This is a genomic window from Clostridium sp. (genome assembly GCF_050717515.1).
GTDB lineage: Bacteria > Bacillota > Clostridia > Clostridiales > Clostridiaceae > Clostridium_AD.
Map to the genome: position 1 here is coordinate 1 of NZ_JBOITL010000039.1, position 23,004 is coordinate 23,004.

Here is a 23,004-nt window from a genome sequence, read left to right on the forward strand (position 1 = left end):
ACATCTTTTTCTATTCCTAATTCCTTTATCTTTTTAATTAACTCCTTACCTTTCATAATCACACCTCCTCTTATATTTTAAACATGAAAAAAGGACTATTAAAGTCCCCTGAGTTAGTTCAGATTATATTCCTAAAGTGCAACAATTTCTCCTGTAGCTAAATACAAAGCAACCGATGCTCTGTAATTCTCAGGTACTACTTTCTTTGTGCTAGCTTCCACTGGCTCTAAATCCCACACATTTACCTTAACCAAATAACCATAAGCCTTTATTAAATAATCTTTCATATTATATTCCTCCTAATGTTATTATTTGTTCTGATAATTCTATTATAAGTTCAGCCATTTCGACTTTAGCTAAGTCAACTGGTTGGACTATTATTGGCTCTACATGTTCCCTAAATGTCTTAGTTGTCTCGTCATAATCCCAACCTTCTTTGATTTCTGCATTACCAGTTATTTCTACTAACACGATATTCGGAGCAAAGTCGGGCTTTACTTCAGCCTTAAAAATCCAATGTACTTTGCTTTTATATATCTGTGCAAAATCTTTCATATGGTATACCCCCTATCCTATTCACTCCATTCTATTATTACCAGTCCACTTCCCCCAGCACCGCCAGCACTATTATACCCAGAAGTACCACCAGCACCGCCAGCAGCTATAGTTATTAATATTGGTTCACCAGGTGTTACTGGTATAGGAAAATTATTTAACCAACCACCAGCACCGCCACCTCCGCCGCTACCATAACCAGAACCACTATTACCGCCACCGCCACCGCCACCGCCAGTATACCCAGCAGTACCAGAACCACCATTACCAGCACCACCATTACCACCATAACGATAGCCAGCACCACCAGCACCACCATAAGCATTACTACTATAATCGCCGCCAGCACCATTACCACCAACAATACTAGTAAGGACTCCGCCCTCTCTAGCATAACCCCCACTACCGCCAGCTCCACCAGCACCAGCTCCAGCGGTAGGTCCACCACCAGGCCTACCGCCACTACCGCCTCCAAGAGACACAAAATTTCCAAAACTAGTAACCCCACCGGTAGCACCAGCATTAGGATAACCAGCAGAAGGCCCATAACCAGCACCACCGCCACCTCCAGCAGCTACAATGGACAGTCTAACAGCTTTAACCTTATCGGGGACCACCCATTGGTAAGTTCCTACATTTGCAAAGGACATAGTCTTCGTTAAATTAGAAAGGCTATTAACTTTGCTCAATATTAAATCTAATGTGATCTTATCTGCAATAAAAATTTCTCCTGGCAATTACAAAACCTCCTTATAATATAATAGTCCATTTAATATGCCTAATTTATAATGTTTTGAAGTTCCTGGATCTAACATTCTGTCAATATGCTTCGAGTTATCAGCCCAATGCGAATCAACTTTTTGTTCTAATGTTGTAATTAAAGTGTATAAATTACCTGCAACGTCTGTTGTCAATTGCCCTTTAACTGCATTGAACCAACTATTAAAATCGTTTGTCCAGGTATTGGTATTGGTATTATACCAGGTGTTAAACATATCGAAAAAGTTTTGCGTATTAGTATCATACCAAACATTATATTGCAATTGTTTTTCAGCAGTCCAGTCTACTAGTTCTGCATTGTACTGTGCCTTTTTACTTGTAATCCAGTCCTGATACTGATTAAAAAATGTGGTGGTATCTAATTGTTGAACTACACCATGTACTATGCCACACAAGGATGTATTTGCCCTCAAATCTGTTATATCTGCTTGTACTATACTTACTGCACCTTTATTTATATAGATGTCTGCAATACCTAACTCATAAACATCTGCATCTCTTTGTAGGGTTGGCGCAATTGGTGCGCTTGCAAATGTACCTTTTTTAATATTTGCTGTAATTGTTCTATTTATAGTATTAAACTGTATTACCACTCTATCAATCCTTTTCAATACACCGTCTGCATTTTCTAAAGGCAAAATTAGGTCATCTGTATTTATATAAAAATAACCATCTATCCAAGACTTACCTAGCTTTAGAGTAACCGTCATATTGCTATTGCTTATTATTTGTAAATTTGTGCTAGGCAATGGGAATACACCGTTACCGATAAAGCTTGCAAAGTATTGAGCAAAATCTTGTGCAAAATATTCGCGATCATCACCTATACTATTAAAAAAACTTGATTTTTCCAAACTATCACATCCTTTCTATTTTATTATTTGCTTGATTTTATCTATTAAGGTCGGTATCGAATTACCAAACACTGCATTAATAGATAACCTATTTTCCTCATATATTTCTTCAATCTCGGTTATTCTACTATCCAATGTAATTCCCCATTTCTTAGAAACGATAGTTATTATATCTCCTAAATCAAAATTAAATTTGTACTTAAGATTAGAGTTAAGGTTTATCTTGCTATCAAACGTTTTTAATTTTAATCTCTTGCTTAACTCTGCAGCTAAATCTTTATCTACAAATAATTCAAATCTATCTAATCCGGTGCTGTTTCCTAAACTTGTTGTTAAATCATAAGCCACATTTTTATAATTATCTAAGCTATTTGTATATTCTTGTTCTAAAATGTTCTCAAATTCTTTGCTAAATATGGCCCTTGAATTAGCACTTTGGTTTACAGATCTATCAAGTCCTTTGTAGATATTAAAAGTTAATTTCTTTGTAGATGTATTAAATTCTGTCCTGAATCCTAATGCTCCTAAGGTTGCTATATTGGTTATATCCTCTAGTAGTTCCTTATTATCTAAGGTATAGCTTATAGTGCCTGTGTACCCATTGCTAACCCCTAATAGTAAGTTTGGAATAACTCTATTAGTATTTGTTGGACTTACCGCATTATCTGTTACAAGGCCTCTAATAGCATTTTCTGCAGTATTGTTAATTACGGTAGCCCCTAATGCTATTCTCCTAGTCAAATATCCTGTAGCAAACCTTCCTTTGATTACTATTATTTCTTTGCTCTCTGAATCTAACTTATAATTTACATATCCTATTACACCTACCTCAGTATCATCTTTTTTATAAATGATGCATTCTTCTTGTAATAAAATAAGGATTTCAGGAGTCAACACACATTGCAATTCAAATTCACCACATTTGAAGTACCTGCGGACCCACCTTAGGGATATAAAATTATCTACTATACCCTTAAAATTTAATAACCTATCAAATATATAAAGTTCCATCCATCACACCCCCAAATACTGTGGACGATAATAAATATTTACCACCAAATTGTCTAAATTGGTATCAGCATTATATCGGAATAAGTTATCTCCAACATCGAGCTGAAGGAATGTACTTTGAAAATCTATAAAATTAATAGCATTGGTAGTAACACCATTTAAAGTACTTTTAATATTTTTATCTCCAAAATAAGTACTAACTGAGATTACTTCCCCTGCAACTATAGTTTTATTTATTTTTATAAACTCTCTAGTATTTACATTTAAAATCGAAGGATTAGTAAGTGTAGCCAGGGCTTTAAATTCTACTCTCATTCCACATTCTGTATTTCCCAAATTAGCTACATTTACGATTAAACTTGGCTCTCTATGTCCAAATTTAATCCCGCCACTTGATAATTTCAAAGGAAAACTAAAATCAGGTTTCCATAGTGCTATTTCTTCTTTGCTTTCTAATAAATCAGTCCAATATGGATTTGGACATATTAAATCTGCTGTAAATGTTAGAAGATCATGTGTATTGGTAAGAGGAGCCTTAAAACTTTCTATTTCATATTCTATTGCTTTTTCTACTCCACAATAATCAACAATAAGGACTCCAACATATTTGGGATTAAAAAAAGAGATCAACTTTTCGCGTTCGATCTCTTTGTTTTCTCCTTTAAAGTCTGCCACAATTGCGATAGGCCTTTTATCTATTCTCTTACTACTAACTGTACTTCCATCATACTGCGAATTAGAGGTTATATTTAATTGAAATTCCGCACTCTCTATGCCCTCAATTTCTATTAACTTATAGGAAGTATCTTTAGTGATTTCTAAAATTTTATTATTACTTTTTAAAGTTATATTAATATCCAAGGGCTAAATCCCTCCCTGTCTTTTTAAGCAATCTAGCATTTTCGCTAGGTGTATTTTGTGGATTAACAATTGTAACATTTTGTGTAACACCATTATCATTGTTAGTCGTAGTACCTTGTTGACCAGATTTATAACCATTACTCGCTACAACCTTTGCTGTAATACTAGCAGTTTCGTACCCCACTGTGTCTTTCATTTTAGCAACTAGATCAGATAAGTTGCCTTGCATACTCTTTTGTATGTTTTTAGTCTCATCTTCAAAACCTACTCCAACACCTTGTGCCATATACTTACCAATTTGATCTCTGAATACAGTGGATGGTGAATGTATTCCTAAAACATCTTTAGCTGACTGTAATGCCTGTAACGCAACCTGTGCAACCGTATTGGCAAGATTAATAGCCATATTATTAACTCCTTGAGTTATACCAAGTATTATATTCGCTCCAACTGCATTCCAATCAGGAGTAGCCATTATGGTTTGGATGTTAGTAGCAAGTGTTGCAAATTCCGTTTCAGTACCAGTTCTCAATGTGTTTACTGTACTTTTTACATTTGTAGCCATTGTCTTAAATTGAGTTTCGGTATTTGTTTTTAGAGTACCTATTTTCTTAGCCCAATCTTCATTTAAAGTTTTAAGTTGTAACGCTGAGTCAACGTTTAATTCTGTAAGTTGCTTATCATAATTAGTTTTTAATTCAGTAAGTTTTGAAGCTGACTCAGTAGCTATATCTGACATTTTGTCACTCCATGTAGATACATAGTCACTTAGAGCCTGTTCTGATTCATTATTTAAGGTACTTATTTTGTTTAATGTCTCTAAACGTAATCCTTCAAGCTCACTAATTGCTCTTGTCTTTGCTTCGTCATGCTTTGTTTTCCATAATTTCACATAAGTATCTAATTCAGGAGCAGATAGTTTATTTAAAGCTTCGATTTGTGCTGCGGATTTAGGACGCATATCTGTTAGTTCTTTAATTAAATCATTGCCGATACCTTTTTGGGATAACCCAGACATATTTGATTTCCATGATTCTACTTCTGCAGCCTGGTCTTGTAAATTCTTAATTAAGGACTGCCCACTTACTGGAGATTTGGCACTAACCTCATCAAATAAACCATATGCATTATACAATGATTGGGTTCGCGAAACAACCGCATCATCATACTCCTTATTAACATTCTTGATATCATGTACAAGCTTGTCATTAATTTCTTTAGTTTTATTATAGTACTCGTCTTCTAAGCCCTTTCTCTTGTCTGTTGATGCTGTATTAATATCTAAAACACTTTTAGCATAGTCTGCAGCGAGACTTGTTCGTTTAGAATCGGTATCTGTTTCTATCTTTAAAAGAGATTGCGCATGCTCACGATTAATTTTGTTTATTTCATTCTCAAGTCTATAAACTTCTTTAGCTGCTTCTTTTCGCTCTTTTGTGCCATCTTTGTATTTCTTTTGTATTTCTGACCAAGCATCATATTCTTCCTGTAAACTCATTGTGTTATAGAATTTACGCTCATCTATTGACTCTTTAGCTTTTGAAAATGATTTTTGATTATCTGATTCTTCTTTCTTGATCAATTCATTTTTAAGTCTATATACTTCTCTGTCTGCTTTCTTACGGTTGTCAGTTCCTTCTTCGTATTTCTTTTGCATATCTAACCAGGCTTTATATTCTTCTTCTAAACTCATTTTGTTATAGTATTTAGCTTCATCTATTGTGTCTTTGTATTTTGATAATTCGTCTTGCCTATCAGTTTCTTCCTTTTTAATCAATTCATTCTTAATCCTATAAACTTCTTTATCTGCTTCTATCCGTGCATCAGTTCCAGCTTTATATTTCTTCTGAATGCCTTTCCAAAAAGTAAGTTCTTGCTCTAGAGTTAATTTATTATAATACTTTTCACTGTCAATTACGGCAATTGAGGCATCATATTTCTTCTTAGCATCATCAGCTTGTTTAGCAAGTAATTCATTCTTAAGCCTATAAACTTCTTTATCTACTTCTTTTTGCTCTTCCGAGCCTCTCTTAACTTTCTTCTGAACTTGTTGCCAAGTATAAAGCTCCTCATCTAGACTCAATTTGTTATAATACTTACGATTATCAATCCATTCTTTTGCTGCTTCCATCACAGATTTTGACATTTTCGAAGCCGCGGTTACTACTTCTGGAGTACTAGCCTTTATACCATCAGCCATACCTTTGCCAATCATAACACCAACTTCATCTCTCATAACTCTTGATGGCGAATGTATATCGAAAAAATCTGTAAAAGCATTTTTTATACTTGAAGCCGCATCCTTTGCTGCCTGTATTACTGTCCCAATACCAGCAATAAGCCCTTTGCCAATACCAGCTAAAATATCTATACCAATTTTACCCCAATTAACACTTGCAAAAGCGCCTATTAGGGCAATTACTATTTGAGGTATTGCAGCAATAAGTTGCGGAATTGCCTGTATTAAACCACCTATAAGTGCAATCATAATCTGAACAGCTGCATTAATTATAAGCGGTAAATTATCTGTAAGAACTTTTACTATAGTATTGATTATAGTAGGTAACATAGCTATTAATTGTGGTAGGGCTTGCACTAAACCTTTTATAATAGCAATTATAATTGTTATTGCCGCCTGAAGAATTATTGGCAAGTTAGTAGATATTACTTTTAACACGCTATTTATTATTTGTGGCAACATAGCTATCAACTGTGGTAGGGCTTTTATTAACCCATCTATAAGCGCTACTAAAATAGTCATTCCAGCCTGTAGAATCACAGGTAAGTTCTTAGTTATTATGGTTGTTATACTATCTATTATCTGCGGTAGCATAGCTATTAATTGTGGTAGGGCTTTTGTCAATCCGTCTATAAGTGCTACCAATAACGTTATCCCAGCCTGTAGGATTATTGGCAAATTCTCAGTTAATACTTTTATTATACTGTCTATTATCTGTGGTAGCATAGCTATTAATTGTGGCAATGCAGTTACTAAACCATTTATAAGTGCCACTAATAACGTTACTCCAGTTTCTATTATAATTGGTAGGCTAGTAGTTATAAATGTTACTATACTAGTTATTAATGTTGGCAACATAGCTATAAGCATAGGTAATGCTGTCAATATACCAGTTACTAATCCAGTTATAATTTGCAATCCAGCATTTAATAGTAACGGTAAATTTGTAATTATTGCATTAACTAAGCTCATAACACATTGCAGAGCAAGAGGTATTAGTGTAGGAAGCGCTAGTCCTATACCCATAGCAAGGTTTCCTATAATTTGGAGCCCCACACTCAATAATTGCGGTAACACTTGCAATATTCCAGTTACTAAACTTGTCATTATCTGCACAACTGCACTTGTTATTGCTGGTAAATTGGTTTGTAATCCTGTAATTAAACTTTGAATTACTTGTAACCCTAAGCTTATAATTACTGGCAAAGATGTAAGCATGCCATTTCCAAGAGAAGCTACTATTTTTACCCCAGCATCTAACAAACCAGGTAATATGGTATTTATTAATCCTGGTATTTTATCAATAATTAATGGAAATAATTTTTCTATTAAAAGCCCAATACCATTTATAACAACTTCTATTCTTGGTAATATATTTTCCCCAAAAGCACCTACACTAGTAACTAAATTTTTTATCAATCCATCAAAATCAGACTCCTCATCAGCCATACCTGTTAATAAATTGGCCCATGCGGATTTAGTCATGTTCAAACTACCTTCGATAGTGGATGCAGCTTCTTTTGCAGTAGTCCCAGTTATACCAGTTTGAGTTTGAATTGCATGAATAGCTGTAATAACATCACTAAAGTTTTTCATATCATATTTAACACCAGTAAGTTTTCCTGCATCAACAAGAAGTCTTTGCATTTCTGTTTTTGTACCACCATAACCAAGCTTTAAGTTATCTAACATAGTATAATTTTGCTTTGCAAACCCCTGATATGCGGTTTGTATATTTCCAATACCTGTACCCATCTTGTTTGCGTTATCTGCCATGTCGGTAACAGCCATATTTCCTATATCAGCTGCTTTTTTTGTGTCTCCACCCAATCCTTGTAATAAACTTGCAGAGAATCCTGTAATGGTGCTCATGTATTCGTTAGCAGACATTCCAGCTGTCTTATACGCATTATCAGCATACTTCATAACTTTATCGCTACTGCTTTTAAATAATGTTTGAACTCCACCCGTTAACTGCTCAAATTGAGCATATTGTTCAACTGATGTTTTTGTTAATGCAACCACCGCTCCGGTAGCTACTGCTAACATTGCTGCAGTGACTTTTGAAGCTACTCCTAATGCACCACTAGCCATACTTCCCAGTTTACCGCTAAGGCCTTGTATACCTTTTTCAGCGCCACTACCATTTACACTAGTATCAATTATTATCGTTCCATCACTCATATATTTTCTCACCTACCTTTTATATAAAATAAAAAGCAGGCACTGGCTCACTACACTAATGTGTGGCTCTAGGCTCTGTCTTTGGTATATTAATATCATTTATTTTTTTACATCGAGGGCACTTTAATTCTCCCTTAACATAATCAGCTTTTAAAAGCATTTGATTGCAGTGTTTACATCTAATCTCTACAATTTTAATCACCTTCTTTTTCTCCAACAAAAAAGCACCTACATTTCTGTAAGTACTTTTTTTATATTTCCCATTTGTAACCACAATGCTGACATAAAGCTATAGTTTTATTTTTAAACTTTATGTTCCCAGTTTCCTTTCTTTTCCCAATCAATAGCCACAAGCCACAAGTGCAAAGAATTAAGCAAATCCTTCCAATACTCCAAAGACATCCCATATTTCTATTTTTAGTTTTACCAGCAATTTGCTCTAGTGTCACAGATACATTTTCATTTTTACATTTTGGACATTGCATATAATCACCCCCATATACAATTTGTATTAATTATTGCATATACAGGGTAATATTACAATAGTTTGGATAAATCTCCACCATTAAGCAAAGCATTTTGAATACTATCAAGTTTTTCAATTTCATTTTTACTTACCTGACCTTTTATTTTATACAATTCTTTCATTTTTTTGTATTGTGTTTTCTGCTCTTTATCCTTGATTTCATTTAGATCAATAGAACGATAACCCATAATTTTAACTATCTCATTATCTTCTTTAAGACTTTTAAACATTGCTTTGAACTTCCACCAATGCAAATCTACATCTTGTAAATCAATACTATATTGATCTAAAAATGCACTATAAATATAATCATCATCAAAGTTAAAATCATAAATTTGATTGCTCTTACCTTTACCATTTCCGCTTGATGCAACCATATCTTTACCACATCTATAAAACCAAAGCAATTGATCCATTGCTAAATTTATGTTTTCAGGAGTCTTAGGATAATATAATTCTATGGCCTGTATTATCTTTTGTTTATCATCTAAATCATTGTCAGCCATCATTAACTCAAAGAGCATAGAAGTTCTAAAATCTGAATTTATGCTATATTCCACACCTTCTATAGTGACTTCCAAAGGTAATAAGTCAATTAAAATATTCATTATTTTTTAGCACGTTTTTGTGCCCTATTCGGAGAATATTTATTAGCGAGTTTTTGAACCTCTTCTTTCTGAGAATTCATGGCTACTACTAATTCTTCAAATGCTTTCAAACAAATCAATAGATTAACCCTATCCCCAAATATTTTTTTATCTGTACCTTCTCCAAATAAAGTATTAAAGGTACTAAAGATAACTCTGCATTGAGTTCTAATACTTTCAGATGGCTTCATACCCTCAACTTTTTTAGCAATTCCCGCTACCTCTCCTAATGCATTCTCGTATTTTTCAGCTACATCCGCATCTAATATATCTATATCTTCTAATTCTACATTATTAATTTTCAATTAAATCCCTCCTATATTGTTTTGGCTACAAATCCATCTGTAAATGTTTTAAGCACAGTATCAAATGTTCCTAGTATAGGATCACTTAAACCCAAGAAACTTCCTGAAACTCCAAGCTCTCCATCATTGTCATCAAAACTGTCTACAGATATTGCCACGTTAAATTTTCTAGCTCTAAAGCCAGTCGTTACTGCAGCTTCATCTAAATCAACTATTATATATTCTGTTTCTGTATCAGCTCCTGTAAGTTGCATTTCTCCAATGTTTCTTATATGTTCGATAACATTTTCACTAACAATTTGGTCTGCATTGAAAGAAGTGTTCCATTCATAGCCCGTAACACTTTGGCTTGCACTTGATTGATTGATGTACCTCTTACTTGATGTTTGCGCTGATGGGCTCTCATTTAGTTCTGTGAATCCTGTTCCTAGTAATTCAAAAGCTGCTTTCGCCTTTAAATAGTTTGCTTGTATTTTACGTTTTCTAACTGCCATGATTAAATTCCTCCTTGTTTTTTATAATATTTTAATCTTAATTGAATCTGATATTGTGCAGTATCCTCTGAAACTGCAAATGCATAGCCTGTACTTGTTACTTTAATTTCTCTAACTTCTAAATTTGTATCCAATATAGGAAATATTTCATTATCGTTTTTAGATTCAAGTTCATCCGCAAACTTTTCGTAAAAGCCTGAGTTATCAATATTTTGTATAACATCTGAACCGTATGGCTCTCTGCTAGTAAATATAAACGCATACTGTCTAATGCTATCACCATTAACATATTTTTTTAGAATAGGTTCTATAGGAACTTCCTCAATACTATATGCATCAATATTAGTATCTAAATAATTTACATTCAATCTAATAGCATCATTAAAAGTTTCCAAACAAGACATGTCTTTTATAAAATTTCGTATGCTTTCAATTATCATATATGTCCTCCACAAAAATTAGCAATAGTTTGTACAATAGTACCTCCATTATCAATCCAACCGCGTGAAGCCCATTGCTTTCCCCTTTTACCGCCAGCTGCATCACCCTGTTTCCCCATACCCTTGTTATTATAAAATTGTTTCGATGCATAAGGCGCTGAATATATAATTCTAGCAGTTTCAATAGTGATCATCATATCCTTAAGCCGGCCGGTATCAAGAGGTATATAATTATTAAATGCTTTAGCACATTCTTTTGTAAAAAGTACTTGAGCAGGTCCATTATTTTGCAATTTTCTTTTCGCCATAATAGCTGCAGCTGAGTTCATATTTATTTTTATAGTTGCGCCCATTACTTCCCCTCAACTTCCCAATGATCACTTAATTCTCTGGAAGACATTATATTTATTACATCATTATAATTTTTTTCTAAATCAGCAATGGAGTTAGGTTTAATACCCAAAATTTCAAAGTCAATTTCACCTTTTACGATCTTATCTCCTATAGCTAAAGTAAAATAATTTACTCTTTCATTACCATTTAATTTTGCAAACTGTTTTGGCGAAATATAATTATCTATTTTATCTAAGATAATACGGATGGAATCAGCTAGTAATAAACCATTGCTACTAACTGTAGCGTTCCTAACGCCATTCCAGTTAACGCCTTTAATAACGGTCCTTTGATATAGGTCATATCCACTTGAAAAATTATAGTATTTATTATAAATTGTCACATCAGTGTTTGGAAATAATACCATCTAATCACCCCATCATCCTGACATATGGGAGCGGCAATAACATTTTTACATTATCGGTTATAGACCATGCTTCAATACCATCAGCAAATGTAACAGATTGTACACCATCACTCTTAGATTTAATTCCTGTAGCTTTAATAGATTTAATAGCTAAAGAACTTTCTACTAACTCATCAATGGCAAGCTCAAAATTAACCATCATGTATTCATCTGTATATTTTGGATTGGTACCTACATTCAAGTAGTTTTTGATTGTAAGTATAGCCTTTCTTTGGTCCTTGCTAAGTTCCATAAATACCTCCCTTTACATAAATAAAAAGAGGAAATTAATTTCCTCTTTATTAAAGTGTTATTGTAGCTATTCCTAACTCATCTGCGTGTGGAAAACTTGGAATTGCAGTAGCGGCTGCTTTTGTAAATTCTGCAACTGGATCAATAGAAGTATAAGTCCCAACAAATACATCTCCAACCATTGAAGCTTCTTCCATTTTACCATCACCTATTAATTTTACTTCTTCAGCAGTTAATCCGTAAATTGTTTCACCTAATTCAGCACTTCCAAACATTGCAATTATGTTTTCAGGAAAGTATCTAGTAGTTACAAATCCGTCTGCAGTTTCAATTTTATATTTGCCCTCGTTTATAAGTAATATTGGTAATTCTGATTGTAATAATAGATCATTTAGCAATGCTAGAGTAACAAGCTTATCTGAGTTAGTTCCAAAGATTGCTTTCTTGATAGATGTACATGCACATATGGCTTTCATTACTTTACGAGAAATTATTGCCCTTGTAGGTCTAGCCCCACACTCTGTTTCAACTGCGGTTGCAATTGCTTCTAAATCAACAAGTGGCGCTGCCGTAGTTGTTGCTGACCAATTAAAAGCTTTTTGATTCTCTGCTGGTACGCCATAGTCTATTGTTACTTTTACTTCATTTTCCTCTATTTTAACTTTACCAGTAGAAAGGATTTCCATTCTCATAGCTTCCACACGAACATGTATAGATTCAACTAATGTCTCAGAATCTTTGTATAATTGTGCTAATACATAGTTTAATTCTGCATCATTTCTTGGATTTTGAATTTTGATTAACTCTTTTTCTGTAATCTTAATTTGTCTTTTGATAAGTGCTAAACTTTGAATACCTTTTTCAATGCCTTGTCTACTTGCTAACATTGTTTTAGTATCAAACGCATGTACGGATGCACTAACTGGTAAACCGCCCCTACCTAAGATCATGTCAAACTCAATGTCTTGAATTTTGCGTTCTGGGAATAAAGATTCACCCAACATTGGAGCTGCTACTATTTCACTAAAATAATTTATTAACTCATTTGTGTTAAATACTTCTACTAATTTTGGCATTATTATTCCTCCTCGATTATCTGAATTTTATATTTGGTAATGCTGTTTTAATTGCTGTAATTCCTTTAGCTGCAAAACCAGCTAATACTCTATCCGCTCTTAAATATCCTTCAACTACTAATGAACAAGCTTCATCCCCATTAGTAACATCTACTGTTTGATATAGGATTCCAATAGGAGTAGTCGTTAATGTTTCTGACCCAACTGCACCTGTTTGAGTAACTACTTTCCCAGTAGCATCAATTAAAGCACCTGATACAATATACTTTTTACCATTTTCATCGGCAACCGTAGCGCCTTGTATCAATGTTCCACTGAAACATACTAAATTTGCAGGTGAATATAATATTTCTAAATCATTGGTATAACTAGTTTTCTTAAACATTTATAATTCCTCCTTTATTTTGTTGCCCAAGGATCGCTTGATACAACCTTTGTACTATTATTTTTTTGAGCCATTGCAGCACCAATTGAAAGTTTTTCTCCACCTTTATCTGTACCGCCAGGAACGTAAGAACTGGATTTAAGTCTTTCATTCATGCTTGTTTCTAAACCTTTACCCCAATCAATTGCCAATACATCTAAATTAGCTTTTGTAGTATCTAGATCCTCACCTAGAAACTTATCAATAAATCCTGCTGGCAACTTCTTTTCAGCACCATACTTCATTGCCTCAGTAAGTAGATCCTTTCTAGCAGATGCTTTTTCCATTTGTGCTATTTTGGTTTCCATTTCCAAAACCTTTTTATCCTTTGGATCTTTAATTAAATCAGGATATTTTGCATTCATAAATGGCTCAAGTTCCTTTTCTAAGTTATTTTCTTTCCATGTTTTAAGAGCTTTGACATAATGCTTATCATTTTCCCCATCTGCGTAAGCCTTAAAATCCTTATCAGTTTTCATTTTTTCTTTAAAAGCATCCAAGGTTAATCCACTTGTTTTAAATTGCGTTTCAACATCAGTTCCAACCAATAAAGTGTTAATGTCCTCATCGTCTTTTGAATTTTTTATTTTTTCTAACAAATCTTTCTTTAACATATATTCACTCCTATCCCTTATACGCGAAAATGCCCATAAGACACAAATTTTTATTATTTTGGTGTAGTTGTACCCCTTATACGCAAAATGCCCACAAGACGTTGATATAGCAGTTTAATGTCATGACTAAGGACACCATTTATTCGACTATAGTATTAAATCATTAACCCAAAAGTTGGTGATTTCAGAACTCCAAAAAGAACTAACAATTTATAAATTTTTGAGTTAATATTATGTTTTCTCCACCTATCCCAACGTAGTATATGTTTTATTAACTTCATATTAGCAATATCTCCCCCTTCATAAGAAAAACACTCGCTTATTTATTCGACTATAGTATTGAACCCACGACAAAGAGGATGCAAAAGCCCAGGTGCATCCTCCAAGTCATATATATTTTTATTTATGCCAGCACATTCACCACAGGTCCTGGAATCCATTTCCTCGTTTCTCATAACTCTTTTTACTCCGGTTTCCCTACAAAATCTTTTAAATGATTCATCTTCCACGCGGCTAACTTCAGTTTCTACTAGTCTTTTCGCATTATAAGCACTGGTATTGTAGGTTTTTTCAATATTTTTTTTAATTTGATTAACATTTACCTTGCCACTAAGAAAATCATTAACCTGTTTATCTAGATGCTTGGCAACATCAGATTCATTTTCCCAAACTCTTGAGGAAAAATGTTTTCCTTTGAAATTATTGCCTATAATGGTTTTAACATCTTTTAATCCAACATTATAACTATAGAAATTAAAGGTTTTAGCTACTGTAGTGGTTAATATATCTTTTATAACCCTGTTTTGAGTAGTCCCTTGTATCTGAGCACCACTTGTAACCATTTTAGACAACCTATTATACTCTTTCTTTTTGTCTGCACTAGAAAGCTTCATAAGGTCATTTAAAATGGTATAGGTAAGCATGATAGTTGCTATTTGCTTTAATAATTCATCTCTATTATTCTTTTGTTCCTGATAAACTTCTTTTATTTGTTTGTCAGCTTCATCATAAAGACTTTCTACAAACTCAAGTTCTTCTTCATCAGTATAATTACTCATCAGCGGTCACAGTATTTAAATCAATTTCTGGTATTTCTGCATCCTGTTCCTTTTTAACTTTTTCAGCTTCAGTAATTTTATTATTAATAAAACTGAATAAGCCTCTTGCAGTATCCTTGGAAATAGTACCCTCGGGCACCTGCGCCAACATTTGAGCAGTTCCTAAATCATCCATCGGAATATTAGGAGTGTAAAGAGCATTAATATCTTTATAATCATAATTTTTATTTTTCTTAAGGTTTAAATACATACATAAAAATCTATTACGATTTTTAACAATGTTTTTATGTGCCTTTTCTTCAAGCTCACATTTATTTTCTAAAGCTATTAACCTGGACCTCAATGCAACGCCACTTAAATTACTAACCATACCCTCATTATGATTTATATGACAAGCTATTTGATACATTGTATCTACATACCTATCAAGTGTATTTTGGATGAATGTATCATTGATATTTTTAATGAGCCATTGAATAGTACTATCTTTATCTTTTGCTTGTAATACTCCTAACTTTTTCATATCAGGGATATCATCTTTATTAATTTCACAACCTGTAAACACAAGATATGCTGACCTAAAATCACTTATTTCATTACCTATATCACTAAAATTAGTTTCAAAAGCATCTTGAAGGCCTTTAATATCTTTATATAAACTATCGTGATATTCTTCCAGTGTTAATATTCCAACACTAACAGGAACTTCTCCAAATATATTTTCTTTTGGAGGAGCTATCTCATTAAATTTGTTATCAAAATGGTATATATAATCAGCGGTATAAACATCTATATACTGATTAGTTGTGTCAAAATCATTTTTAAAAGCACGAATAAAAAATAAAATCTTACCTGAGTTATCTGTATAAGCATATCCATCAGTAGGTTTTACAATTTTGCTACAAAAGTCAGCACTATCATTTTCATCCAAATAATATAGTTCATAAACTTTAGTGAATACTAATAAATACTTCATAAGGTCGGTATCATGCAATTCATCCCAATGCGCGGTGTAATACTCAATATCTTTAACTATATCGTTGTTAGCGCTCTTGGACTCATAGGTTATATCATTTCCCACAGTATAGGAAACCTCTTCTTTAACAAATTTTTTCATATAGTTTGTATTTGTCTTAATATTGGATCTCTCAGTTATAAATTTATAATTTCGCATTGCATCAGTATCACCCTTATAATACCTATACATCTTTTCATGTATATACCTATTTGCATTATACTGGCCATATATCTTTTTAACCAATTTAAGATGTTCAGGATTATACAAATCAAAACTGACTTGTTTCTTAAATAATTTTTTTATTAATTCATTTATATTCATTTCTCCACCTCCTTATAGACCTAAAGCTCTTCTGTCAAATACAGTTACAATACTTGTTACTTTTATTATGTCAATTTTCAAATTAAATTCAGCCGTTACATCAGGAGCATCATCATGAACCGAAAATTTCTGACCTGCAAACTCCATTATTTGATTTATAAATTCTTCATCTTCTTCAGCAAAAATAATCTGCCCTTTATTCATATATGGAATAATTGTGCTGATTTTATCATCCTTATTTTTCTTTTGAGCATCATTAATGATTTTTATACCCCTGGACCTCAATGCAGGATCCTCACCAATTGATTTTTCAAGCTGAAAAGCATCAGCACCATTAAATGTGTTTTTCTCAATAGAAACATGAGTTATATCAGGATAATCCTTTAATAAATCAACCATATGCTTAATATAATCATCAAAATTAGTTCTAGCATTTATTTTTGCAAGTTCTGCCTTACGAGCATACTTTAATCCATTATCACATTCTGAACCTACTAAGAATGATGAATAATCTGATTTAACGTTTGCTGTTGCTCCTGGATCCACAACTAACATAGTTTTAATAAATTTATGAGTCTCAATTTCTGTACGAGTTTGAGTATTAACAACTTTAAACCATTTTTCACCTATACTATTTACATCACCCTGAACCTCTTGTTTAAAACTACTTGGATTCGCATAATAACTCATGGCTATATCTAAGCAATCCCAAAATTCATCCCATAACATAGGAAACTGCATCTCTGATTGATACCACCAGTAAAATTCCTTTGCATCCTCTAAGTGATTTTCATTTTTAAAGTCGAAGAAGATATTCTTAAATTCAAGCCATAAACCAGTCTCAAAATAATGATCAAGTCCGTTAATTAGTTTACCGTCTCCGTCTATAAAGTCATCTATTAATACACCCTTTTCATTTTTAAATTTCCAAGTAGGTTGTTTAATAAGACTGCTATAAAAACATTCTTTATGCTGCAGTGTTCCAACTGCAATAAAAGTGGTACCCTTTTTAACTTTCTCACCCTTACGATATAATGCTTTCTGAGAAGCATACATAACATCATCACTGAAGCGTTTCCACTTTTTTAACCGCGCATCCTCAGTTCTTACATCATCCTCACTTTGATAATCATCGAGGATAATAAGATCAGGTCTACAATTATCATATTTTCTACCACGCATGGGAGAGCTTGAAGAAATGGCCTCTAAAAAAGATATATTTGTGAACTCTAACTGTGTAGAATTACAAATATATCTTTTATCTTTATCATCCAGGAGCTTTCCAAAAGCCTTTTCAATGTATTCATTGTTCAGAAATGTATTTTTTATATCTTTAATGAATTTCTCAGCAGTGGATCCTATATCGCTACAAATCAAAGTATATTTTTTAAATTCATAGCAGTGACTCCAAATAGTAGTTGCATAAGTACCAAAGGCAGACTTGCCTGTTCCTCTAGGGAGTATTCTTCCTATTTGTTCAGGACCCTCACCAATTATAGATTCTTGTATATCTTCCCAGAGCTCTCTGTGTACTTCTGCAATTGGAGCTGCAGCATTATCTTCTTTAACCAGGAATACATCTTGTAAAAAATACATACAGAAAAATTCTAATGACCTTTTACCAACAGACCAGGCTAATCCATACTTGTCAAATAAGTGGTCCTTATGTTGCTTCATTAAATCTCTAGCTTTGGTACCTTGAGGATATAACTGCTTTAAATATTTATATAATAATTGCCTATTAACTTTATGTTCATCTACTTCTATATCTTGCAACTAAATCACCTTCTCTGAGTCATTGCCCCATTAACTCTTTTATATACCCTTTGGCCCATGCATTCATTTATGTTAGCATAAGCATCAAGGGTAAAATCTAATTCTTCGCATCCATGGTTCTTGTTGCACTTATTTACCAAAGGACAGCAGCATACTAATTCTTTATCTTTCCATTGAGTTAATAATGTTACTTTCATATTCACCCTCCTACTTTATAATTTTAATAACTGGAAGACCTACAATAGAAAGTTTATCTCTGATTTTTAAAAATTCATGCTTAAACCATGAGTTATAGTCACTGCCATGGAATTCATCATTATATTTACCTCTAACTAAATCACTTAGCTTAATTTCTATATTTGTACTAAGCGCAAGGTTAACTATATATGCAGTTGTATAACCTGTTTTTCTTCCATACCAACTACAAAGCTCTTTTGTAAATAAATACTTAGACTGCATTATGTTTAGATTAAATCCTAATGCCTTTTCTATTTTAAGTATTAATCTTATATCTACCATTACTCTCGCCCCTAACCTAAAAAAATATTGTAGAAAATGTGGAGTCGGCCACCACGATTTTGAAAATTTCAAAAATTAGAATGCCACCCCCATCAAGTTTCAACAAATTATCAATTATCAATAAATTAAATAACGTCGTGAAATAGTATTTTCACGACATTACAACGCACTCTAAACCCATTGCTTTGGTTAACTACTATTATTAATGACATTATCAGGTATTTGTATGAACTAATCATTAACTAACTGTGTACTAACTATGAACATATACAATTAAAACCATTCAACTACTCAGAATCTGACTCATCCATCTCTGCATCCAATACATCAACATCAACTTTGTCCTTACTATCTCTACCATCATCTATGCTTATCTTATTTGTATTAGGCATAGTCTTATTCAATAGAGCAAGCCTAGCATCTAACTCAATCTTCTTGCTAGTAGTACTATCCGCCAGCTTAATCAACTTCATGGCGTTCTTAGGCGCATAGGAGGTGATTATCTGTATTGTGGAAGATATATACTCCTGTTGACATCTGGCCACCTCAGCCTTAAATTCCTCTAGTTCTATCCATTTATAAATAGTGTTACGAGTAACTCCTGCTGCCTTTGCCATATCAGTGATATTGCCCCCTGTAGCCTGTCTCTCTATTGCATCAATTTGTCTTTGATCTAACATCTAATCACCTCCTATATAGTCAACACCATAATAAAAAGAACACCAGTTGTCCACCAGTGCTCTTTAATCTATCTATAATTCTTAATAATACTATTATACTTCTTTCAATGTGATATTAGGTGATATACTTTTCAAGAATTTGTCATGTTTTGATCTGACCGTAATAGTTGCATAACCCATATTTGCTCCAACATCTTCCCAAATTAGTCCTTTAACATATCTATACATAAGTATTTGCCTTAAATCACTATCATCTAAACTGTAGATATACTCTGTCAGCATGTCCTTTTCTTCCACCAGCTCAATAAGCTTACGATTTAATCTATTCTGTATCCTCTGAACCTTATGCTCATAACTTTTAATATCATATCCCTCTATCTTAATACTATGTTGCGTATAAGGAAAATTTATACTTGACCCTGTTACAGAATCCATTGCATACTCTGGCTCAATACTTTCTAATTCTCGTTTAATCTGTTCAATTTCGGATATGATTTTTTGTAACTTTGATAACTCTTCTTTTGTCAACTACTCACCTACTTTATATTTTTTTATCCTAACTTCTTATTCTTATAGGTAGTACCATTTCTAAGTTATCCCCATCCTGTGTTATTACAATAGGATTAACACAGGCACTCATTCTAAACTCAACTTTGTCAGTATAAGTTTTTAAACATTCTGATAGGTACTTTGAATTTACTGCTATTCTAAATTCGCTTTTAGAACTATCATCAAATTTGGTATCACAGTCTACTTCTATTTTTATATCTGCTACCGGTACTAAAGAATACACCTTCTGGACTTTTATATTTTTCTCTTCAGGACACTTTAATTTAAATTCCTTTTTATTTTTTTCTGCTTTTGCTTTTTTAGTGGCCCAGATGTTATATTTTTCTTTGTAATCATTATGGGCTTGAACTTGTAATTCCTTAGTTTTTATTTCACTTGTTTGTTTATCAAATTCTTCTTTGCACTGGCTTGTTAATAGAGTTAATTTATTCTCTGTAAAATTTAACTGTATATGCTTTGTTTTAACTCCGTTTATAAATTCAAGCTCATTTTTAAGTTTGCCCATATCTATAATACTCACATAGAAATGCTCTTCAGGAATAATATTCTTATACTTTATAAACTCACCCTGAAGGATCTTACCAACAATCTCTATGTTTCCTATCTCAAATTTTACATTCTCTTGTTTATCATCCGTATACACATGGACTTCATTATCTGATTTATAATCAAGTGTGCTGTCTAATATCTCAACAGTATTTTTGTTAAGTACAAACTTTGCACTAGACTCATAATTTCCTTTCCTAACACTTACCCTATATCCATCTATTGCACATGTTTCATTATTATTAAAGAATAGACCACACAGTGTTGGTCTAGTATCATCCTGTGCCATTGCATATTTTACTTCTAACATTCTATGAAGTTCTTTTTCTGTGGTAGTAAACAATAAATCTCCTCTGAATAAATCTTCTGGCTGACTTGGACCAGTAGCAGAAAACTTTATAATTTTATTACCGGCTTTTATTTGATTATCCATAAGGGTTAAATTATCTTCTTTAATTTTTTTAATTAATTCTACTATTCCAGATGGTAAAACAAATCTCTCATCTCCACCATAGGAAATGCAATCTAAGGAAATATTCATTGTTGTATCCGAATTTGATTTACTGAATGTTATTGTATTTCTTACAGTTTTAGTTACAATGCCAGTCAAAAACAGGTTACATTTTAGCTTAGATAGTGCCTTTAGGGTTTCTTTTAATTTAAATAGATCTAACTCAATATTCACCTTATACTCCTCCTTTGATTCTAGCCTTTACAGCTTCAAGTAATGTATTTTGATTTATTTCTTTATTCCCTAGTGCTCTCATAACATCTTCATCCACCGTATTTTTACAAACTATATGGTGGACAACTACTGACTGCTTTTGGCCTTGTCTGTGAAGTCTTGCATTTGCCTGTTGATATAACTCTAGGCTCCAAGTAAGTCCAAACCATATTATTATATTTCCACCATACTGTAAGTTAAGTCCGTGACCGGCACTTGCTGGATGAACTAAAAGTATTGGTATTTCTCCATCATTCCATTTTTTAATATCACTAGAATCTCCGAGTCCAATTGCTTTTAATTTCTTAGCTTTTAAGTAACTAACTATTCTATCAAAATCATGTCTGAAACTATAAAATATTAATACTGGTTTACCATTAGCTGCTTCTATAAGCTCTAATAATATTTTTAATTTCTCTTCATGAATTTCTACTACTTCTTTAGTTTCTGAATATATAGCTCCATTAGATATTTGTAAAAGTTTGTTTGTAAGTACTGCTGCATTAGCTGCTGTTATATCATTATCCTCAAGCTCTATTACTAGATCCTTTTCTAATTTCTTATATGTGGACCTAACATTTTCAGGTAAGTTAACATTTATAATATTATCTATTCTCTCAGGTATATCTAAATAGTCCTTTGACATCATGGAAATACATATGTCACCTATTTTATTATGAATTGCATCCTCTGAACCATCTTTCAGTTTCCAGTCATAAACTATATAACCATTTTGTCTTCCAGGCTTAAAATACTGCTGCTTAAATCCTGTTATTGTTTTACCTAATCGTATGCCCCCATCAAGTAAATATAATTGTGGCCATAAATCTATTAAACTGTTAGGTGCTGGTGTTCCTGTAAGTCCTACTATTCTTTTAAAGTATGGTCTTACTTTCTTTAAGGATCTAAATCTAATTGCCTTGGAAGATTTAAAGGAACTGAGTTCATCTATAACACACATATCAAATGGCCACTTATCAAAGTACTCTTTAACTAACCATTCAACATTTTCTCTATTAGTAACATAAATATCTGCAGGTTTATTCATTGCTCTTAATCTATCTTTTGGTTTACCTAAAACCTTAGATATTTTTAAATGACTTAGATGGTCCCATTTTTCTACCTCAGTACTCCAAGTATCTTCTGCTACTCTTAGAGGTGCAATAACTAAAACTTTCTCCACATCCCCCAGAAATAACAAATTATCTATTGCAGTTAATGTTGCTACAGTTTTTCCTAGTTCACAGCCCCATATCTAATAGTAACCCAGCTGATGGATTATCTATGATATGGGATATGGCATATTGTTGGTATTCATGTGGTTTAAATTGCATTGCCTCTCACCTCTTTTATAAGCTCCATTATTCCTTCAACCGAATCTATACATCTAACATCAAATCCTAAAGCTCTAAATTGTTTTGCTCTATATTCTTGCATTGGACTTGGTTTTTCTCCTGGTGCTTTAAGTTCTACAAATATAATCTTTCCATGTGGTAAAATGACAATCCTATCTGGCACTCCTGACATTCCTGGACTAACAAACTTTAATGCTTTACCACCTATTTTCTTTACTTCTTTTATAAGTCTTTTTTCAATAACAGCTTCTTGAATAATAATCACCTTCTTTTTTAGGTGTTGCCAATGTTACCAAAATTCTCTTACGTACGCGTATTCGTGCGTTTAGGCATATAGGTGCTCTCGTGTATATGCCTAATTATATAAATACTACTT

Annotated in this window: 28 protein-coding genes and 1 pseudogene; all 29 read right to left on the reverse strand. The window is 32.9% G+C overall.

Annotated elements, in window-relative coordinates; all coding sequences use genetic code 11:
- Positions 1 to 131 precede the first annotated feature (131 nt).
- Positions 132 to 287 (reverse strand): CD1375 family protein, encoded by a 156-nt coding sequence (locus tag ACREV6_RS21965; protein WP_431580185.1) that lies wholly within the window; start codon positions 285 to 287, stop codon positions 132 to 134.
- Position 288: 1 nt separating this feature from the next.
- The gene (locus ACREV6_RS21970; protein ID WP_431580186.1) at positions 289 to 555 is read right to left on the reverse strand and encodes a hypothetical protein; all 267 of its coding nucleotides are present in this window, start codon (positions 553 to 555) and stop codon (positions 289 to 291) included.
- 17 nt (positions 556 to 572) lie between these two features.
- Positions 573 to 1,292, reverse strand: coding sequence for a hypothetical protein (locus ACREV6_RS21975; RefSeq protein WP_431580187.1), 720 nt, complete (start codon positions 1,290 to 1,292; stop codon positions 573 to 575).
- Positions 1,293 to 2,189 carry a hypothetical protein gene (locus ACREV6_RS21980; protein ID WP_431580188.1) on the reverse strand — a complete coding sequence of 299 codons (897 nt, stop codon included), beginning with the start codon at positions 2,187 to 2,189 and terminating at the stop codon, positions 1,293 to 1,295.
- A gap of 15 nt (positions 2,190 to 2,204) precedes the next feature.
- Positions 2,205 to 3,200 carry a siphovirus ReqiPepy6 Gp37-like family protein gene (locus ACREV6_RS21985; RefSeq protein ID WP_431580189.1) on the reverse strand — a complete coding sequence of 332 codons (996 nt, stop codon included), beginning with the start codon at positions 3,198 to 3,200 and terminating at the stop codon, positions 2,205 to 2,207.
- Positions 3,201 to 3,203: 3 nt separating this feature from the next.
- Positions 3,204 to 4,061: a phage tail family protein gene (locus ACREV6_RS21990; protein ID WP_431580190.1), complete on the reverse strand. Its 858-nt coding sequence runs from the start codon at positions 4,059 to 4,061 to the stop codon at positions 3,204 to 3,206.
- On the reverse strand, positions 4,051 to 8,484 hold the full coding sequence (locus ACREV6_RS21995; RefSeq protein WP_431580191.1) for a phage tail protein: 4,434 nt from the start codon (positions 8,482 to 8,484) through the stop codon (positions 4,051 to 4,053). Before ACREV6_RS21995 ends, ACREV6_RS21990 begins: the two co-directional genes overlap by 11 nt.
- A 55-nt stretch (positions 8,485 to 8,539) precedes the next feature.
- The gene (locus ACREV6_RS22000) at positions 8,540 to 8,686 is read right to left on the reverse strand and encodes a Com family DNA-binding transcriptional regulator (RefSeq protein ID WP_431580192.1); all 147 of its coding nucleotides are present in this window, start codon (positions 8,684 to 8,686) and stop codon (positions 8,540 to 8,542) included.
- Positions 8,687 to 8,735: 49 nt separating this feature from the next.
- Positions 8,736 to 8,969, reverse strand: coding sequence for a hypothetical protein (locus tag ACREV6_RS22005; RefSeq protein WP_431580193.1), 234 nt, complete (start codon positions 8,967 to 8,969; stop codon positions 8,736 to 8,738).
- Between the two features lie 52 nt (positions 8,970 to 9,021).
- On the reverse strand, positions 9,022 to 9,618 hold the full coding sequence (locus tag ACREV6_RS22010; RefSeq protein ID WP_431580194.1) for a bacteriophage Gp15 family protein: 597 nt from the start codon (positions 9,616 to 9,618) through the stop codon (positions 9,022 to 9,024).
- On the reverse strand, positions 9,618 to 9,962 hold the full coding sequence (locus ACREV6_RS22015; RefSeq protein WP_431580195.1) for a DUF6673 family protein: 345 nt from the start codon (positions 9,960 to 9,962) through the stop codon (positions 9,618 to 9,620). Before ACREV6_RS22015 ends, ACREV6_RS22010 begins: the two co-directional genes overlap by 1 nt.
- Before the next feature lie 11 nt (positions 9,963 to 9,973).
- On the reverse strand, positions 9,974 to 10,456 hold the full coding sequence (locus ACREV6_RS22020; RefSeq protein WP_431580196.1) for a hypothetical protein: 483 nt from the start codon (positions 10,454 to 10,456) through the stop codon (positions 9,974 to 9,976).
- Between the two features lie 2 nt (positions 10,457 to 10,458).
- Complete coding sequence (locus ACREV6_RS22025) at positions 10,459 to 10,896, reverse strand: chloramphenicol resistance protein (RefSeq protein ID WP_431580197.1); 438 nt, start codon at positions 10,894 to 10,896, stop codon at positions 10,459 to 10,461.
- Complete coding sequence (locus tag ACREV6_RS22030) at positions 10,893 to 11,249, reverse strand: minor capsid protein (RefSeq protein WP_431580198.1); 357 nt, start codon at positions 11,247 to 11,249, stop codon at positions 10,893 to 10,895. Before ACREV6_RS22030 ends, ACREV6_RS22025 begins: the two co-directional genes overlap by 4 nt.
- Positions 11,249 to 11,656: a DUF6751 family protein gene (locus ACREV6_RS22035; RefSeq protein WP_431580199.1), complete on the reverse strand. Its 408-nt coding sequence runs from the start codon at positions 11,654 to 11,656 to the stop codon at positions 11,249 to 11,251. The genes ACREV6_RS22030 and ACREV6_RS22035 overlap by 1 nt, the downstream gene beginning before the upstream one ends.
- A gap of 4 nt (positions 11,657 to 11,660) precedes the next feature.
- Positions 11,661 to 11,948, reverse strand: coding sequence for a hypothetical protein (locus ACREV6_RS22040; protein WP_431580200.1), 288 nt, complete (start codon positions 11,946 to 11,948; stop codon positions 11,661 to 11,663).
- Positions 11,949 to 11,997: 49 nt separating this feature from the next.
- On the reverse strand, positions 11,998 to 13,023 hold the full coding sequence (locus ACREV6_RS22045) for a major capsid protein (protein WP_431580201.1): 1,026 nt from the start codon (positions 13,021 to 13,023) through the stop codon (positions 11,998 to 12,000).
- A gap of 16 nt (positions 13,024 to 13,039) precedes the next feature.
- Complete coding sequence (locus tag ACREV6_RS22050) at positions 13,040 to 13,408, reverse strand: hypothetical protein (protein ID WP_431580202.1); 369 nt, start codon at positions 13,406 to 13,408, stop codon at positions 13,040 to 13,042.
- A gap of 14 nt (positions 13,409 to 13,422) precedes the next feature.
- Positions 13,423 to 14,061, reverse strand: a complete 639-nt coding sequence (locus tag ACREV6_RS22055) for a DUF4355 domain-containing protein (protein WP_431580203.1) — start codon at positions 14,059 to 14,061, stop codon at positions 13,423 to 13,425.
- Positions 14,062 to 14,384: 323 nt separating this feature from the next.
- Complete coding sequence (locus tag ACREV6_RS22060; protein WP_431580204.1) at positions 14,385 to 15,119, reverse strand: minor capsid protein; 735 nt, start codon at positions 15,117 to 15,119, stop codon at positions 14,385 to 14,387.
- A complete protein-coding gene (locus ACREV6_RS22065) occupies positions 15,112 to 16,458 on the reverse strand; it encodes a phage portal protein (RefSeq protein WP_431580205.1) in 1,347 nt (448 codons plus the stop codon). Before ACREV6_RS22065 ends, ACREV6_RS22060 begins: the two co-directional genes overlap by 8 nt.
- Before the next feature lie 12 nt (positions 16,459 to 16,470).
- Entirely contained in the window at positions 16,471 to 18,234 is a 1,764-nt protein-coding gene (locus ACREV6_RS22070) for a hypothetical protein (protein WP_431580206.1), read from the reverse strand.
- Positions 18,235 to 18,239: 5 nt separating this feature from the next.
- On the reverse strand, positions 18,240 to 18,431 hold the full coding sequence (locus ACREV6_RS22075) for a hypothetical protein (RefSeq protein WP_431580207.1): 192 nt from the start codon (positions 18,429 to 18,431) through the stop codon (positions 18,240 to 18,242).
- A 10-nt stretch (positions 18,432 to 18,441) separates the two neighbouring features.
- On the reverse strand, positions 18,442 to 18,753 hold the full coding sequence (locus ACREV6_RS22080; RefSeq protein WP_431580208.1) for a hypothetical protein: 312 nt from the start codon (positions 18,751 to 18,753) through the stop codon (positions 18,442 to 18,444).
- 287 nt (positions 18,754 to 19,040) lie between these two features.
- The gene (locus ACREV6_RS22085; protein ID WP_431580209.1) at positions 19,041 to 19,433 is read right to left on the reverse strand and encodes a hypothetical protein; all 393 of its coding nucleotides are present in this window, start codon (positions 19,431 to 19,433) and stop codon (positions 19,041 to 19,043) included.
- A 93-nt stretch (positions 19,434 to 19,526) separates the two neighbouring features.
- A complete protein-coding gene (locus ACREV6_RS22090) occupies positions 19,527 to 19,961 on the reverse strand; it encodes an RNA polymerase subunit sigma-24 (protein ID WP_431580210.1) in 435 nt (144 codons plus the stop codon).
- 28 nt (positions 19,962 to 19,989) lie between these two features.
- Positions 19,990 to 21,234 (reverse strand): DNA polymerase III subunit beta family protein, encoded by a 1,245-nt coding sequence (locus ACREV6_RS22095; protein ID WP_431580211.1) that lies wholly within the window; start codon positions 21,232 to 21,234, stop codon positions 19,990 to 19,992.
- A 1-nt stretch (position 21,235) separates the two neighbouring features.
- A pseudogene (locus ACREV6_RS22100) lies at positions 21,236 to 22,607 on the reverse strand (SNF2-related protein).
- The gene (locus ACREV6_RS22105; RefSeq protein WP_431580501.1) at positions 22,597 to 22,884 is read right to left on the reverse strand and encodes a PDDEXK family nuclease; all 288 of its coding nucleotides are present in this window, start codon (positions 22,882 to 22,884) and stop codon (positions 22,597 to 22,599) included. The pseudogene ACREV6_RS22100 and the gene ACREV6_RS22105 overlap by 11 nt, the downstream one beginning before the upstream one ends.
- Between the last annotated feature and the right edge of the window lie 120 nt (positions 22,885 to 23,004).

What these genes read in the sequence shown, in the direction of transcription:
- ACREV6_RS22030 (WP_431580198.1), bottom strand. Translation starts at nt 11,249, where the DNA reads ATGGGCGCAACTATAAAAATAAATATGAACTCAGCTGCAGCTATTATG.
- ACREV6_RS22005 (WP_431580193.1), bottom strand. Translation starts at nt 8,969, where the DNA reads ATGCAATGTCCAAAATGTAAAAATGAAAATGTATCTGTGACACTAGAG.
- ACREV6_RS21985 (WP_431580189.1), bottom strand. Translation starts at nt 3,200, where the DNA reads ATGGAACTTTATATATTTGATAGGTTATTAAATTTTAAGGGTATAGTA.
- ACREV6_RS22060 (WP_431580204.1), bottom strand. Translation starts at nt 15,119, where the DNA reads ATGAGTAATTATACTGATGAAGAAGAACTTGAGTTTGTAGAAAGTCTT.
- ACREV6_RS22080 (WP_431580208.1), bottom strand. Translation starts at nt 18,753, where the DNA reads ATGGTAGATATAAGATTAATACTTAAAATAGAAAAGGCATTAGGATTT.
- ACREV6_RS22020 (WP_431580196.1), bottom strand. Translation starts at nt 10,456, where the DNA reads ATGGCAGTTAGAAAACGTAAAATACAAGCAAACTATTTAAAGGCGAAA.
- ACREV6_RS22085 (WP_431580209.1), bottom strand. Translation starts at nt 19,433, where the DNA reads ATGTTAGATCAAAGACAAATTGATGCAATAGAGAGACAGGCTACAGGG.
- ACREV6_RS21995 (WP_431580191.1), bottom strand. Translation starts at nt 8,484, where the DNA reads ATGAGTGATGGAACGATAATAATTGATACTAGTGTAAATGGTAGTGGC.
- ACREV6_RS21965 (WP_431580185.1), bottom strand. Translation starts at nt 287, where the DNA reads ATGAAAGATTATTTAATAAAGGCTTATGGTTATTTGGTTAAGGTAAAT.
- ACREV6_RS22025 (WP_431580197.1), bottom strand. Translation starts at nt 10,896, where the DNA reads ATGATAATTGAAAGCATACGAAATTTTATAAAAGACATGTCTTGTTTG.
- ACREV6_RS22040 (WP_431580200.1), bottom strand. Translation starts at nt 11,948, where the DNA reads ATGGAACTTAGCAAGGACCAAAGAAAGGCTATACTTACAATCAAAAAC.
- ACREV6_RS22055 (WP_431580203.1), bottom strand. Translation starts at nt 14,061, where the DNA reads ATGTTAAAGAAAGATTTGTTAGAAAAAATAAAAAATTCAAAAGACGAT.
- ACREV6_RS22045 (WP_431580201.1), bottom strand. Translation starts at nt 13,023, where the DNA reads ATGCCAAAATTAGTAGAAGTATTTAACACAAATGAGTTAATAAATTAT.
- ACREV6_RS22075 (WP_431580207.1), bottom strand. Translation starts at nt 18,431, where the DNA reads ATGAAAGTAACATTATTAACTCAATGGAAAGATAAAGAATTAGTATGC.
- ACREV6_RS22050 (WP_431580202.1), bottom strand. Translation starts at nt 13,408, where the DNA reads ATGTTTAAGAAAACTAGTTATACCAATGATTTAGAAATATTATATTCA.
- ACREV6_RS22065 (WP_431580205.1), bottom strand. Translation starts at nt 16,458, where the DNA reads ATGAATATAAATGAATTAATAAAAAAATTATTTAAGAAACAAGTCAGT.
- ACREV6_RS22010 (WP_431580194.1), bottom strand. Translation starts at nt 9,618, where the DNA reads ATGAATATTTTAATTGACTTATTACCTTTGGAAGTCACTATAGAAGGT.
- ACREV6_RS22035 (WP_431580199.1), bottom strand. Translation starts at nt 11,656, where the DNA reads ATGGTATTATTTCCAAACACTGATGTGACAATTTATAATAAATACTAT.
- ACREV6_RS21970 (WP_431580186.1), bottom strand. Translation starts at nt 555, where the DNA reads ATGAAAGATTTTGCACAGATATATAAAAGCAAAGTACATTGGATTTTT.